At 70.8% G+C, this 14,926-nt stretch carries 11 protein-coding genes; 6 read left to right on the forward strand and 5 right to left on the reverse strand.

Annotated features, from left to right (window positions below; translation table 11 throughout):
- Positions 1 to 2: 2 nt before the first annotated feature.
- Genes FIP57_RS19175 through FIP57_RS19185 form a run of 3 tightly spaced genes read right to left on the reverse strand, consistent with a single transcriptional unit; the run spans position 3 to position 3,676 of the window.
- Entirely contained in the window at positions 3 to 1,064 is a 1,062-nt protein-coding gene (locus FIP57_RS19175) for a PDDEXK family nuclease (RefSeq protein ID WP_238993600.1), read from the reverse strand.
- Positions 1,065 to 1,085: 21 nt separating this feature from the next.
- Positions 1,086 to 2,222: a restriction endonuclease subunit S gene (locus tag FIP57_RS19180; protein ID WP_148575170.1), complete on the reverse strand. Its 1,137-nt coding sequence runs from the start codon at positions 2,220 to 2,222 to the stop codon at positions 1,086 to 1,088.
- Entirely contained in the window at positions 2,219 to 3,676 is a 1,458-nt protein-coding gene (locus tag FIP57_RS19185; protein WP_148575171.1) for a type I restriction-modification system subunit M, read from the reverse strand. Before FIP57_RS19185 ends, FIP57_RS19180 begins: the two co-directional genes overlap by 4 nt.
- Before the next feature lie 615 nt (positions 3,677 to 4,291).
- Between FIP57_RS19185 and FIP57_RS19190 the strand changes: the two genes are divergently transcribed.
- From FIP57_RS19190 to FIP57_RS19215, 6 genes are all read left to right on the forward strand, one after another.
- A complete protein-coding gene (locus tag FIP57_RS19190) occupies positions 4,292 to 5,071 on the forward strand; it encodes an ABC transporter ATP-binding protein (protein WP_148575172.1) in 780 nt (259 codons plus the stop codon).
- Between the two features lie 9 nt (positions 5,072 to 5,080).
- Positions 5,081 to 5,845: an ABC transporter permease gene (locus tag FIP57_RS19195; protein WP_148575173.1), complete on the forward strand. Its 765-nt coding sequence runs from the start codon at positions 5,081 to 5,083 to the stop codon at positions 5,843 to 5,845.
- A gap of 46 nt (positions 5,846 to 5,891) precedes the next feature.
- A complete protein-coding gene (locus FIP57_RS19200; RefSeq protein ID WP_148575174.1) occupies positions 5,892 to 6,656 on the forward strand; it encodes a MerR family transcriptional regulator in 765 nt (254 codons plus the stop codon).
- 86 nt (positions 6,657 to 6,742) lie between these two features.
- Complete coding sequence (locus FIP57_RS19205) at positions 6,743 to 7,405, forward strand: hypothetical protein (protein WP_148575175.1); 663 nt, start codon at positions 6,743 to 6,745, stop codon at positions 7,403 to 7,405.
- 16 nt (positions 7,406 to 7,421) lie between these two features.
- Positions 7,422 to 8,993, forward strand: a complete 1,572-nt coding sequence (locus tag FIP57_RS19210) for a Y-family DNA polymerase (RefSeq protein ID WP_148575278.1) — start codon at positions 7,422 to 7,424, stop codon at positions 8,991 to 8,993.
- Positions 8,994 to 9,020: 27 nt separating this feature from the next.
- Complete coding sequence (locus tag FIP57_RS19215; protein WP_148575176.1) at positions 9,021 to 12,431, forward strand: error-prone DNA polymerase; 3,411 nt, start codon at positions 9,021 to 9,023, stop codon at positions 12,429 to 12,431.
- A 4-nt stretch (positions 12,432 to 12,435) separates the two neighbouring features.
- On the opposite strand, the gene FIP57_RS19220 is transcribed toward FIP57_RS19215, so the two are convergent.
- Together FIP57_RS19220 and FIP57_RS19225 are read right to left on the reverse strand one after the other, a co-directional pair.
- On the reverse strand, positions 12,436 to 13,239 hold the full coding sequence (locus FIP57_RS19220) for a helix-hairpin-helix domain-containing protein (RefSeq protein ID WP_148575177.1): 804 nt from the start codon (positions 13,237 to 13,239) through the stop codon (positions 12,436 to 12,438).
- 70 nt (positions 13,240 to 13,309) lie between these two features.
- On the reverse strand, positions 13,310 to 14,905 hold the full coding sequence (locus tag FIP57_RS19225) for a thiamine pyrophosphate-binding protein (protein ID WP_162529876.1): 1,596 nt from the start codon (positions 14,903 to 14,905) through the stop codon (positions 13,310 to 13,312).
- Positions 14,906 to 14,926: the final 21 nt, after the last annotated feature.

Here is a 14,926-nt window from a genome sequence, read left to right on the forward strand (position 1 = left end):
GGTCACTCGTCCTTGTCGATACCGAAGTGATCGGCCAGACGTCCCAATGTGAACTCCTGGCGGAGCTTGCAGGCGCTGTGAGTGCTCGCGAACAACCCCTTCTCCCAGAATCCCTCGTCGAGCGGTCGAGCTTCGATCCACTCGACGGGGACAATCCACTCGGCCTTGTCATCCTCCGTGTCCGGGTCACTGGGGTAGTTGCCCTGAAGGGTCTGTGCTGCCAAGGGGGTCCATGTCCCGCCAATGCGCACCTCGGCGTTCTCGAACCGGGTCGCAGGCGCTAGGACGCGGCCGACCGCCACGTAGCGCATCGGCGGCACGTTGACCCAGACCCGGGCGTCCTTGGGAAGGGAACGCATGCCGTGCGACCAGACCTTGCCGCCCCCGCCCGCTACGAAGCCGAACTTGAGCGCGTCGTCCCACACGCGCTCGCCACCGCCGAAGGAGATGTACCAGTCCTTGCCGTTCCAGGCAGCGCGCTTGCTCTTCTTGCTTCCGGTGGTCGCGGTCGGCGTCTCGTCATCCGAAGCGGTCAGCCAGGAGCGCGCCAGGTAGCGACGCCCGTCGTCCTCGAGATAGGAGAAGAAGACCGCGTTGATCGGGACGCCGAAGTCGCGCAGGTAGCTGACGATGCGCTCCGAGCTGGCGTCGAGCTCAGCAGCCACGATGGTGAGGTTGAGGTCGCCGTTGAGCTCGTCGGGCGGGGCGCTGCCGAAGACGTCTTCGAACGCGGCCTCGAACGGCTGGTCGAGGTGCTTGGTAGCGATGTCGATGATGTCGTCGCGGGACAGCGTTGAGGCCCACGAGCCGTAATCGAGCACTTGGGCGACAACCTCGCGTGGGGTCTTGTCGCGCTTGAGTTCCAGCAGGTTGAGATCGCCCTCGGCGTCGATCGCCAGGAGGTCCAGGCGTGGACCGTACGGCGTGATCACCTCGCTGCCGATGACCAGCAGGCGGTCGCCGAGCAGCGATGGATCGCGCTTGAGGAACTCGTGCAGGTCCTTCTCAGCGGGGAGCACGGATGTCGCCAGCGGCTTCGGCTCGTCGCCGTCGATCCGCCACATCCTCATCTCAACCGGCACCGATCACAGCTCCCCTCGGAAGGCGCGGGACTGGAGGGAGGCAAAGAGAGTGTCATCACGCCTGGCGGCCTCACGTTGAGCGGCCCGCTGGCGGTTGGTGAGCTCCACCCGATCGGCGAACTCTCGCTGCAAGGACAGCTCGGGCACAGCGACCGACGCAGCCTTCAACGATCCCACGTTGAAGTGTTGCTGGATCTGTCCCCGGGCCTCTCCGCTAACCATTCGCTTGCCCGTTTCGGAGTTCAGAAGTGCTTCGAGATAGACCGGCAGAGCTACATCCGTGTTCGGAGTGGCCACGATGAGGTCGATGGCATTCGCGCCATCAAGTTCCGGTGGAACGATCGCAGTGGTGCCGGCCTTGCCTGTGCGGGCGATGACCAGGTCACCGGCGCGCAGTCGAGACTTCGCTAATGGCCCGTTGTTGGACGCTTCGGAGAAGTAGACGAGGTCTTCCAAAACGATCCTGCCTGGTTTCACGTTCAGCGTCCGCAGCGCCGGCACACCCGACTCGACGTAGTGGCTCGCGGGCTTGATCACCACGCCGACAGTTACGCGGTGACAGGTTGAAGCAAACGGCAGCCGATCGCGCTCCATGTCGAACATCTGGTGGAACACTGCATCCACGAGGGAGTCGAGGTGGGCGAGGACCTGGCGGCGCTTGGCGCGGAGGGCGTCGGCGTGGTCGAGGATTGCGGCGATGCGGCGCTGCTCGGGGAGGGGCGGGAGGGGAATCGGAAACGTCGCCAACACGGTCGGGCTGAGCCGAGGCAGGTTCGCGCCAGATGTTCGGGACGCGGCGAAGTCGACCATGCTCGGCTGCGCGAGGTAGTGGGCGAGGTAGTTCCGGTCGAGATCCGGGCCCGGGCGAATCGGGAGGATGTCGGTGCTGCACACCCCGGCGAAATCAGGCCGGCTGATCTTGCCGAGGTTCGGACGCAGCTTCCCGAAGAGGACGTGCTCCTCCGTGAACGCGAACTTCGTGCTTGCGAGTTCCGCTCCGCCGACAGTGTCGCGGCCAATGATGCGCCCGCCACGTTCGATGTGCTCGAGGCCGAGGTAGAGGGTCTCCGGTGGGACCGAGCTGGGATCCACTCCCTTGCGGTCGATCGTGGCGACGGAGCCAAGCTCGACTGTCTTCACGCCAGCATCGCCTTCAGTTCGGCGAGCCCCTTGGCGATCTCGTCTTCAAGCGACTCGATGTCCGCGATGATCTCCAGCGGCGGGCGGTGCTCGACGTCGTCGTACTGGACCTCCTTGTAGCGGTTGAGGGAGAGGTCGTAGCCCTGGGCGGCGATGTCGGCCTTGGGGACGAGGAAGGACTGTTCGGTGCGTGTCCGGTCAGCCTCGGCGGCGAGGTTCTGCCACCGGGTGAGGACGTCGGGGAGGTCGTTGGCCTCGACCGGGTTGCGCTTGTCGTCGAGGGAGAATCCGTCGGCCTGGACGTCGTAGAACCAGACGTTGTCGGTGCCGCCGGAGTTGGTCTTGGTGAAGAACAGGATGGCGGTCGAGACGCCGGCGTACGGCTTGAAGACACCGGAGGGGAGCTTGACGACGGCGTCGAGCTTCTGGTCCTCGACGAGGATCTTCCGCAGGTCCTTGTGGGCCTTGGACGACCCGAACAGCACACCGTCCGGGACGATGACCGCGGCCCGACCGCCGGGCTTGAGGAGCTTGAGGAAGAGGGCCAGGAAGAGCAGCTCGGTCTTCTTGGTCTTGACGAGCCGCTGTAGGTCCTTGGCGGTGGACTCGTAGTCCAGCGACCCCGCGAAGGGCGGGTTGGCCAGGATGAGCGTGTACTTCTCCGCGTCCTCGCTGGCTCCCTCGGAGAGGGAGTCCCGGTAGCGGATGTCTGGGGCTTCGATGCCGTGAAGCAACATGTTCATGCTGCCGATGCGGAGCATGGTGGAGTCGAAGTCGTAGCCATGGAACATCGACCGGTGGAAGTGCTGCCGCTGGGTGGCGTCGGTCAGCGCCTGCGGATGGGTGTCGCGGATGTACTCGCTGGCCGCGACCAGGAACCCCGCGGTGCCGCAGGCGGGGTCGCAGATCTCGTCGGTCGGGTGCGGGGCGGTCATCTTGACCATCAGCTCGATGATGTGGCGCGGGGTGCGGAACTGGCCGTTGACGCCGGCGGCGGCGATCTTGGAGAGCAGGTACTCGTACAGGTCGCCATTGGTGTCGCGGTCGGCCATGGGGATGTCGTCGAGCATGTCGACGACCTTGCTCAGCAGCGCCGGGGTCGGGATGGTGAACCGGGCGTCCTTCATGTGGTCGCTGTAGGTCGACTCGTCGCCACCGGCCTTGCGGAGGAACGGGAAGACCTCATCGGCCACGACCCGGTGCATGACGGCGGGGTCGTCGTTCTTGAACCGGCTCCAGCGCAGGTGCTCCTGCCCGGGGAGGAAGACCGGGTTCACGATGGCGCCGCCGGTGCGGCGGGCCTTGTTCTCGGCCAGGGTCTGCAGGTCGTCGAGGCGGCGGATGAACAGCAGGTAGGTGATCTGCTCGATGACCTCGAGCGGGTTGGAGATGCCGCCGGACCAGAACGCGTCCCAGACGCGGTCGATCTTGCTCTTCAGTTCTCCGGTGATCACGGGCTTTACCCTAGTGAGCCGCGGGCGTTCGGGGGCCAAGATGGCGTACCTCCTGCTGGACGGTCCTTCCGGCCAGCCGAGGAGGCTCTCGGGAACATCCGACAGAACGCGCGTCGACACTAATCAACGGCCCAAGCTCCGGGGCCTGGTGCTGGCTCCAGAGGCCGTCGTCCAGTTCCCCGCCAAGCTCGGCTGCGGTCGTGCGGGGACCCAGCAGAGCGCCAGTCCAGGCACGAGACACGCAAACTTCCGGCGGCAAGACGCGACAGCGTCTTGGGCGCCCGACGCTGAGACGCGGCGCATGCGTGTGCCGCGCGCCGCGTCCCCCCCAGATCCCCCCATCTGAGCGCCCTATCAACGCCTACTGGACGCCTAGTACTGCGAGGCGTATCGTCGTCATACCGGCTCTGACCTGCGGAAACGCGTCAGCGAGATTGGTGGAGGTCGTGTATCCGCCTGTACTACGACATCTGACGGTGGCCCGGGGCTGAACCCCGTGACCCGTGGTCGGCCCCCGACCTGGAAGAGCAGTCTTCCGGCGTCGGGGGCCGATCGGCGTCCTGAGGGCTCGTCTCGCTTGACCTTGACGCTGCGTCAGGGTTGCACAGTCGTCGCATGCCACCGACACCAGCCATCCAGATCGACGGGATCACCAAGTCCTACGGCGGGAACCCAGTGCTCCGCGGCGTCGACCTCGACGTCGCTCCAGGCACGATCCTCGCCCTGCTCGGCTCCAACGGGGCGGGCAAGACCACTCTCGTCCGGATCCTGTCCACGCTGCTGAGAGCCGACACCGGCACCGCGGCCGTCCACGGATTCGATGTCACCGGGGAACCCGCGCGCGTGAGGGAGGCGATCAGCCTCACCGGCCAATTCGCCGCCGTCGACGAGATCCTGACGGGTCGGGAGAACCTCGTCCTGGTCGCCAGGCTCCGTCACCTCGAAGACCCGGGGCAGATCGCGGACGAGCTTCTCGCACGGTTCTCGCTCACCGACGCCGGTAGGCGACGCGTGGCGACCTACTCGGGCGGCATGCGTCGACGCCTGGACATCGCGATGAGCCTCATCGGCGACCCTCCCGTCATCCTCCTGGACGAGCCGACGACGGGACTCGACCCGCAGGCTCGCCTCGAGGTGTGGGACGCCGTCCGGGAGCTCGCCCAGGGTGGCACCACCGTGCTGCTCACCACGCAGTACCTCGAGGAAGCCGAGCAGCTGGCCGACCGGATCGCCATCCTGCACCGCGGGCGGATCGTCGTGAACGGCACGCTCGCCGAGCTCAAGGCGCTGCTCCCGCCCGCGAAGATCGAGTACGTCGAGAAGCAGCCGAGCCTCGAGGAGGTGTTCCTCGCCCTCGTCGGCGACGACGCCGCCCCGGCCCACGAGCAGGCCTGAGGAGAGCCGATGAACAACCACCTCGTCACCGACACCGTCACCCTGACCGGGCGCTCCTTGCGCCACGTCCTGCGCAGCCCCGACACCATCGTCACGACGGCCGTCACACCCGTGGTCATGCTGCTGCTCTTCGTCTACGTGTTCGGCAGCGCGATCGAGACCGGTCAGGACGGCGGCTACGTGAACTACCTGCTGCCCGGGATCCTGCTCATCACGGTCGCCTCCGGCGTCGCCTACACGTCGTACCGGCTGTTCCTCGACCAGCAGAGCGGGATCTTCGAGCGGTTCCAGTCGATGCCGATCGCACGCTCAGCCACCCTGTGGGGCCATGTGCTGACCTCGCTGGTGGCCAACCTGCTCTCGCTCGTGCTGGTCGTGCTCGTCGCGCTGGCGATGGGCTTCCGGTCAGGCGCGGGCGTGCTCGCCTGGCTCGGCGTCGCCGGCGTCCTCGTGCTGTTCACCTTGGCGCTGACCTGGCTGGCGGTCATCGCAGGCCTCGCTGCGAGGTCCGCCGACGGCGCCGGCGGCTTCGCCTATCCGTTGCTGTTCCTGCCCTTCCTCAGCTCGGCGTTCGTGCCGACCGCCGGCATGCCCGGCCCGGTTCGCGCCTTCGCCGAGCACCAGCCGGTCACCCCGGTCGTGGACACGCTCCGGAACCTGTACGCCGAGCAGCCGCTCGGCCACGACGGGTGGCTCGCAGCTGCCTGGTGCATCGGCCTCCTCACCGCCTCATACGGCCTCGCCATGACGGTGTACCGGCGCAAGCTCGCCTAGCCCCGCACACCGGGGTTGGCACGATCGGGGTCGACGAAGGAGGAGCATGCTGACGATCAGCCAGCTCGCGGCGTACGCCGGGGCGACGGTGCGCGCGGTCCGGCACTACCACGCGACAGGACTGCTCCCCGAACCACAGCGAGACCACTCCGGCTACCGTCGCTACGACGCCGCCGCGGTCGTCGAGCTCATCAGGATCCGCACGCTCGCCGACGCCGGCGTGCCGCTCTCACGCGTCCGGGAGCTGCTCGCAGCCGATGCCAACGCCTTCTCCGACGCGATCGGTCAGATCGACCAGCGGCTGCAGGACGAGATCAGGGAGCGGGAGCGGCACCGCCGTCGCATCGCCATGCTCGCCGCCGGTGACAGCCTCGCGCTCCCGCCCGAAGCGGTCGGCTACCTCGAGGGGCTGCGCGCGGCCGGCGTGTCGGAGGAGATGGTCGAAGCCGAGCGCGACGCCTGGATCCTGGTGGCCGCCCAGCTGCCCGAGCGGATGCCGTTCTTCATGGAGACGAAGCGCCAGCAGCTGGAGGACCCGCGGGTCCGCGAGCTCTACCGGGACCTCACGGACGTGATCCGTTGGGACGCCGAGGACCCCCGGCTCGACGCCGTCGCGGACCGCATGGCCGCGGAGTTCGAGGCCGTCCCCGACGACGCCCTCGCTCACGGCGCACTGCCGGACGACCTCGCCGCCTTGCTCGACGGGGTCTTCCTCGACTCGGTCCCCGGCGCCCGCCGCATCCTGCGCCGGCTCGAGCACCGTGGCTGGACCGGCTGGACCAACATCCGCCGCGTCCGAGCGACCTCCTGAGAGTCCACGCTCCGCGCTGGTCCCCGGACGCCGTCGGGGCCTGAACCCGGCTTGACGCGTTCGAACATATGTTCGATCCTAGAGCCATGTCCACCACCCGCTTCGCCGAGCTCGACCCGGAGCGGCCGGTGGTCGAGCAGCTGCGCGAACGGATGGCTGCCATGGAGCGTAGGCCAGCGGCCGAACGCGTCCCCACCCTGCCCGCCCTTGCGGAGGTCGTCCCCCTCCACGCCGGGGCCACCTACGCCGTTGACTCCGCGTCGCTCGCACTGGCGGTGGCTGCGGGTGCGTCCCAGGCCGGCGAGTGGGTCGGTTTCGCCGGGTGCCCCGACTTCGGGGCCGAGGCGGCGGCCGAGCTCGGCGTCGAGCTGAGCCGCACCGTGCTGGTGCCCGACCCGGGCGAGCACTGGCTGGAGGTGACAGCGGCGCTGGTCGACGTCCTCCGCCTGGTGGTCCTGCGCCCGCCCGCCACCGTCTCCGAGCGGGCGGCGGGGCTCCTCGAGTCCCGGCTGCGCACCCGCTCGGCGGTGCTGGTGGTGCAGGGTCCGTGGCCTCGGGTGGAGGCCCGGCTGAGCACCGAACGGTCCGCCTGGAGCGGCCCCTCGGCCGGCACCGGCCACCTGGAGCAACGGCAGGCGGCTGTCGTCGTGCACCGACGCGGACGCGCGCTGCAACGCGTCGAGCTGAGCTGGCCGGGTGTCCACCGCGTCGACCGCCCGCAGCAACACCTCCGGCTCGCGACCGGATGAGCCTCCGGTGCGCGTGATGGTGGTGTGGTGCCCCGACTGGTCGGTGGTCGCTGCGCTCGAGGAAGCCGGGGCGCCGCCGCGCTCCCCCGCCGCCGTGCTGCACGCCAACGTCGTCGAGGTGTGCAACGGCCCGGCTCGTTCCGAGGGCGTGCGACGCGGACAGCGGCGGCGCGACGCCCAGGGAAAGTGCCCCGAGCTGCTTCTCCTCCCCGCGAACCCGGACCGCGACGCCCGCGCGTTCGAGCCCGTCCTCGCGACCGTCGAGGAGCTGCGTCCCGGGGTCGCCGCCCTCCGCCCGGGGCTGCTCGCCGTCCGGGCACCGGACCGCTGGTACGGCAACGAGACCTACGCCGCCGCCACGGTCTCCCAGACCCTGGTCGAGAGCGGTGTCTGGGACGTGCGGCTGGGTGTCGCCGACGACCTCTTCACCGCCGAGCAGGCGGCCCGCACCGCCGACGCGCAGTCGTGGGTGGTGGTCCCTCCCGGCGGTTCCCCTGCCTTCCTCCGCGGCATCCCCGTCGACGTGCTCCGCGACGACGGCCCACGCGGCCGGGAGCTGGTCAGCCTCCTGCAGCGCCTCGGGCTCCGCTCGCTCGGCGACCTCGCCGACCTCCCTGGCGAGGCGGTCGAGCACCGGCTGGGCACCTACGGAGCCGCCGTGCGCCGCCGCGCCCGCGGCGAGGACCGCTCCCTGTTCGCCGCCCGCACCCCGCCGCCCGAGCTCGACGTCCAGGTGCCCTTCGAACCGCCCTTGGACTCCGTGGAGGCGATCACGTTCAGCGTGCGCACCACCGCCGAGCGGTTCGTCTCGCAGCTCGCCCACCACCAGCTCGTCGCCACCGGCGTCCGCGTCGAGGCCGAGTCCGACGGCGTCGTCTGCTCGTCACGGCTCTGGCTGCACCCGCGCCACTTCGCCGCCCGCGACCTCGTCGACCGCGTGCACTGGCAGCTCCAGTCCGCCGACGTCGGAGGTTCGCTCCGCTCGCGCAAGGAGTCCGGCGCGGTGCGCGCACCGATCGAGCTGGTCCGGTTCGTGCCGGAGGTGGTCGAGCCGGCCGCCGCGCACGGCGAGGCGTTGTGGGGCACGGCGTCCGACGACCTGGTCGAGCGGGGCGTGGCGCGGGTGCAGGGGATGCTCGGGTTCGAGGCCGTGCTCCGCCCTGTGCTGCAAGGCGGTCGCAGCCCCTCGGCCAGGCAGACGCTCGTGCCGTGGGGCGAGCGTGCGGTCGACCTCCGACCGCTCGACCGTCCGTGGCCGGGCAAGGTGCCGGGCCCGGCACCGGTCCGGGTGCTCGCCGCTCCCCAGGACGCCGAGGTCGTGGACGACCGGGACCAGGCCGTGGACGTCACCGAGCGTGGCGTCGTGACCGGGGAGCCGCGGCGGTTCCGGGTGACCGGTCGGGTCGCGGGCGGCGAGCTCCCGTGGCAGCCGGTGAAGGCCTGGGCGGGCCCATGGCCCACCGACGAGAGCTGGTGGTCAGGCGGGGTCGGACGGTCGTCCCGGTTCCAGATGGTCGGAGCCGACGGCCGCGCCTGGTTGCTGCTCCGCTCTCCTGCCGGTTGGTTCCTGGAGGCCGCCTATGACTGAGCTGCACGGAGCTCGAGGGGAGGGCTGATGGGTTGGAACAACCCCACGATGAAGTGGGCCGAGCTCGAACGACGGCTCAGCGGCCTGCCGGGAGCCGACGACGCACCGGTGTCGCGGCGCAAGCGTGCTTCGACGACCGCCCGTCCGATCGAGCGTCCGACCGAGGTGACGCCGTACGCCGAGCTGCACTGCCACAGCCACTTCAGCTTCCTCGACGGCGCGAGCTCACCCGCCGAGCTCGTCGAGGAGGCCGTGCGCCTCGGACTGCACGCCCTGGGCATCACCGACCACGACGGCTTCTACGGCGCCCCGATGCTGGCCGAGGCGGCCGCGGCGTACGACCTCCCGACCGTCTTCGGCGCCGAGCTCTCCCTCGGCCTCACCCGCCCCCAGAACGGCGTGCCCGACCCCGAGGGCAGCCACCTGCTGGTGCTGGCGCGCGGGGTCGAGGGGTACCACCGGCTGGCCGCCGCGATGACAGACGCCCACCTGCGTGGGGACGAGAAGGGGCGCCCGGACTACGACCTCGACGAGCTGGGCGAGCGCGGCCGCGGTCACTGGGTGGTGCTGACCGGCTGCCGGAAGGGCTCGGTCCAGCAGGCCCTCGCGACCGGGGGCGAACGCGCGGCGGCCGAGGCGCTCGACCGGCTCACCTCGGTGTTCGGGCTTGAGCACGTCCTCGTCGAGCTCTCACCCCGCCCCGGCGCGGACGCGACCAACATCGCTCTCGCACGGCTCGCCGCAGTGCACGGCCTGGACGTCGTCGCGGCCGGCAACGTCCACCACGCCACCCCGCAGCGGCACCGGGTCGCCTCGGCGATGGCGGCGGTGCGGGCGCGGCGCAGCCTGGCCGAGCTCGACGGCTGGCTCGACCTCTCGGGCTCCGGCCACCTTCGCAGCGGGGAGGAGGTTGCTGCCGCGCTGGCGGCGTACCCCGACGACGTCGGACGCAGGGCCGTCGGCCGCAGCGTCTCCCTCGCCGACGAGCTCGCCTTCGACCTGCGCAAGGCCTCCCCCGCGCTGCCGAAGCGGCAGATCCCCGAGGGGCACACCGCCGACTCGTGGCTGAGGGTTCTCGCGGAGCGTGGCTTCGCCGAGCGGTACGCGGGCGTGCCGCACGAGCACGAGGCACGCGAGCGGCTCGAGCACGAGCTGCGGGTGATCGCCGAGAAGGACTTCGCCGGCTACTTCGTCATCGTGCACGACATCGTCGCGTTCGCCCGCGAGCGCGGGATCCTCTGCCAGGGCAGGGGTTCCGCGGCGAGCTCGGCGGTCTGCTACGCCCTCGGCATCACCGCGGTCGACGCGGTCTTCTACCGGCTGCCGTTCGAGCGGTTCATCTCCGCCCACCGCGACGAGGAGCCCGACATCGACGTCGACTTCGACTCCGACCGGCGCGAGGAGGTCATCCAGTGGGTCTACGACACCTACGGCCGGCGCAACGCCGCCCAGGTCGCCAACGTCATCGGCTACCGACCGCGGATGGCCGTCCGCGACGCGGCGAAGGCGCTGGGGTTCTCCCCCGGTCAGCAGGACGCCTGGTCGAAGCAGGTCGACGGCTGGAAGGAGGTGGTGACCGGCGACCAGGGCGACCGGACGGCGCACGACATCCCGGCGCCGGTGGCCGCGCTGGCCGAGGAGCTGATGGGGGCGCCGCGCCACCTCGGCATCCACTCCGGAGGCATGGTCCTCACCGAGCGGCCCATCGGCGAGGTCTGTCCCATCGAGCGGGCACGGATGGAGAAGCGGACCGTGCTGCAGTGGGACAAGGACGGCTGCGAGTCGATGGGGCTGGTCAAGTTCGACCTGCTCGGGCTCGGCATGCTCGGCGCACTCGACCACATGATGAAGCTCGTGGACGAGCACCTCAGCGAGACGTGGGACCTCGCGACGATGCCCAAGGAGGAGCCGGCGGTCTACGACATGCTGTGCCGGGCCGACTCCATCGGGGTCTTCCAGGTCGAGAGCCGGGCGCAGATCGGGACGCTGCCGCGGCTGCGGCCGCGCGAGTTCTACGACCTCGCCATCGAGATCGCGCTCATCCGCCCCGGCCCGATCCAGGGCGGCGCCGTCCACCCGTACGTGCGCCGGGCCACCGGCCAGGAGCCGGTCACCTACGACCACCCCGAGCTGGTGCCCGTCCTCGAGCGCACCAAGGGCGTCCCGCTGTTCCAGGAGCAGCTGATGGCGATGGCGGTGACCCTCGGCGACTGCAGCCGGGACGATGCCGACCTGCTGCGCCGGGCCATGGGCTCCAAGCGCGGCATCGAGCGCATCGAGTCCGTCAAGCACAAGCTGTACGACGGCATGCGGCGCCGCGGGATCACCGGGGAGCTGGCCGACTCGATCTACGTCAAGATCCTGTCCTTCGCGAACTTCGGCTTCGCCGAGTCGCACGCACTGTCGTTCGCGCTGCTCGTCTACGCCTCCTCGTGGTTCAAGCTCCACTACCCGGCGGCGTTCCTGGCGGGGCTGCTGCGCAACCAGCCGATGGGGTTCTACTCCCCCCAGTCGCTGGTCGGCGACGCCCGGCGCCACGGGGTCGAGGTGCGCCGCCCCGACGTGACCCGGTCCGCCGCCCAGGCCGACCTCGAACCCGTCGCCCCGGTCCCCGTCGTCCCCACCGGTCTCGCCCTGTGCCGTCAGCCCCGCTTCGAGCGCACCGAGTGGGTGCCCGGCACCCCCGACCCCGTGCCGGCGCACCGGCGCGACGGGGCGCTCGCGGTCCGGCTCGGGCTCGACTCGGTGCGCGGCATCGGACCGGAGGTGGCGCGGAGGATCGTCGCGGCGCGCGACGAGGCTCCGTTCACCGGCGTCACCGACCTTTCCCGCCGTGCCGACCTGACCCCTGCCCAGCTCGAGGCACTGGCGACGGCCGGCGCCTTCGACGGCTGGGGGCTCGACCGCCGTGAGGCGCTGTGGCAAGCCGGCTTCGCCGAGAGCCGCGAGCACCTGCCCGGCACCACGCCGGCCCCCGCGGCCCCGGCCCTCCCGGGCATGAGCGAGCCGGAGATCACGCTGGCCGACCTGTGGGCCACCGGCGTCTCGCCCGAGCAGCACCCGGTCGAGCACCTGCGCGACGAGCTGCGTCGGGCAGGCGTCCTGTCGATCGCCGACCTCGCCACCACCGAGCCCGGTCGTCGCGTCCACGTCGGCGGGTTGGTCACCCACCGGCAGAGGCCGGGGACCGCCATGGGGGTCACCTTCCTGAACCTCGAGGACGAGACCGGAATGCTCAACGTGGTCTGCTCGATCGGCGTCATGAAGGCGCACCGGCAGGCCGCCCGCAACCGCGTCGCGGTCGTCGTCCGTGGACGGCTGGAGCGCAACGAGGGGGTCACGAACCTCGTCGCCGACCGGGTGGAGGCCATCGACGTCGTCGTGCCAGGCGCGGGGGCAGTGCTGCAGGCGCGGGCGTCGTCGCGCGACTTCCGGTGAGCGCTCAGGGGTGTCGGTTCGTGCCGCTCCACGACCAGCCGCGCTCGGCGAGCGCCTCGCCCAGGAGTCGGACCGCGACCGGCCCCACGCCGTGCATCGCCACGAGCTCGTCCTCCGAGAGCTCCCGCACCTGCTCCAGCGTCCAGATGTCCTGCGCGCGGAGGGCGCGGGTGGCCGGAGCGCCGATGCGCGGCAACGGGGTCCCGTCGCGCACCTCCCGCTCGCGCACCTCGCCCGTCACCGCGTCGAGGACGGCGGCACCGCGCGGGGAGAGCCGGTAGCCGATGTCGAGGGACTCGGTGAGCCCGAGCTCCTTGAGCTTGCGGACGTCGCGCTTGAAGCTCGGGGTGTCGCGGCCGAGCTCGGCCGCGAGCTCCGGTGCACGTACGGTCGGGCGGCGGTCGATGATCGCCAGGGTGGCGCGGGTCCACGGGCCGATCGACGACGCGCGGTCCAGCCGGTCCAGGCGAGCCACGATCGTGGCGATCTCCTCCACCGAGGGAACCGACTCGCGCAGCTCCTCGCGGGGGTCGCGGCCGGCGTACCGCAGACCGACGCGCCAGACCGGCCTGTCCGCCTTGGGCGCGAGCAGCTCGAGCAGCTCCGCCAGCGACGCGGCACCGGCGCGGCGGGCGTCGCCGGCGGTGATCCTCGAGAGGGTGACCTGCTCGACGCCGGTCACCTCGAGCAGGCCGACCCGGGTGCGAAGTCGGGTCCCGACCTTCACGCGCGGTCGGTCCCACCGCCGGAACGCCAGGTCGACCTCGCCCGCCTTGATGGCGACCAGGACGTCGGGCCGGATCATCATGCGCGCCAACGTACCGCCGCTGGACAGCCGCCGGGGCTCAGCCGTGGTCGCCCGATCTCCCGAGCGACGCTCAGATGGGGACTTCGATAAGGGTGGGGACTGAGCGGCCCAGCGCCTGGGTCACGGCCTTCGCGAGCTCCTCGGGAGTGTGCACCCGCACGCCCTCGCCACCGAGCGCCGTGGCGAGCATCGGGAAGTCGGGACTGCGGACGTCGACCGCGAGGGGGTCGATGCCCCTCTCCTCCATCCCCTCGCGGATCTCCTGGAAGCCGCCGTTGTTCATGACGACGACCGGCAGCCCCAGACCGAGGTCGACGGCCGTCGCGAACTCCTGGATCGTGAACATGGTCCCGCCGTCGCCCGCCACGACGACCACTGGTGTCTCGGGGGCGCCCAGGGCGGCACCGATGGCAGCGGGGATGCCGTAGCCCAACGTGCCGTACCCGGCGGGGTAGAGGAACTGCCCGGGTCGCACCGCAGGCCACAGGCTCGCCGTGCCGAAGTAGGAGACCTGAGCGCTGTCCCCGGCGAAGATCGTGGTCTCGGGCAACGCCGCAGCGAGCGCGTCGTGGAAGCCGATGAAGGTGGACCCGTCGCGCTCGATCCCCCGCCGGACGGCCTCGCGGAACGTCGTGACCTGGCGGCCCGAACGGTTCTGGACCGAGTCGGGAAGCTCGTCGAGCAGCAGAGCGAGCGTCTCCGCCGCGCCGCCGTGCAGCGGGTGGGTCGCCGTCAGGTTCTTGTGCAGCTGACGCTCGTCGATGTCCACGCGGACCACCACACCCGAAGCCTCGACGCGATGGCCCCACAGCTCGCTGGACCCCAGCACGGAGCCGACGACCAGGAGCGCGTCGGCTCCGGCGAGGATCCGGTGGGTCTCGGGGAGACGGATGCAGGCACCCAACGACAACGGATGGGTCTCGGGGACCACACCCTTCCCGTTGACGGTGGTGACCACCGGTGCGTCGAGGCGCTCCGCGACGGCCAGCACCTGCTCCGAGGCCTGGCGACACCCGCCCCCGACGACCAGGACCACCGAGGAAGCCTGGGCGAGCGCGTCAGCCGCCGCCCCTACCAGCTGGCGCTCGGGAGTCGGCACCGGACGGTGGACCGGCTCGGGCCGGGTCAGTGCGGTGTCGTCGTACCCGCCGTCGAGGACGTCGACCGGCACCTCGAGGTGCACCGGACGGGGACGGTTGGTCTGCCAGTGGTCGAAGGTCTCGTGGATCGCGGCGTAGGCCTCCTCCGCGGACTCGACACGGATGCTGCGCTCCACCATGGCGTCGAGGTGGCCACTCTGGTCCTTGACCTCGTGCAGCCAGCCCAGGTCCCGGCCCACCATGCCGCGCGGCAAGCCCGGGGAGATCAGGAGCACCGGGACGGAGTCGGCGTACGACGTGGCGGCCGCGGTCGTCGCGTTGGTGAGGCCCGGACCCGTGGTCGTGATGACGACGCCAGGTCTGTTGGTGACACGCGAGTAGGCGTCCGCGGCGTAGCCGCCACCCTGCTCGTGACGCGGTGCGACATGGCGGATCCCGTGCGACCGGAGCGCACGGTAGATCTCCAGGTTGTGGGTGCCTGGGATCCCGAACACGAGGTCGACCTCGCGCTCACGCAGGGCGCGTACGACGGCGTTGCCGCCTCGCGTGGCCGTCGGGCGGGTCACGTCCGTTCCTTTCTTCCGATC

The organism is Nocardioides caldifontis, assembly GCF_008087345.1.
Classification (GTDB): Bacteria; Actinomycetota; Actinomycetes; order Propionibacteriales; family Nocardioidaceae; genus Marmoricola_A; species Marmoricola_A caldifontis.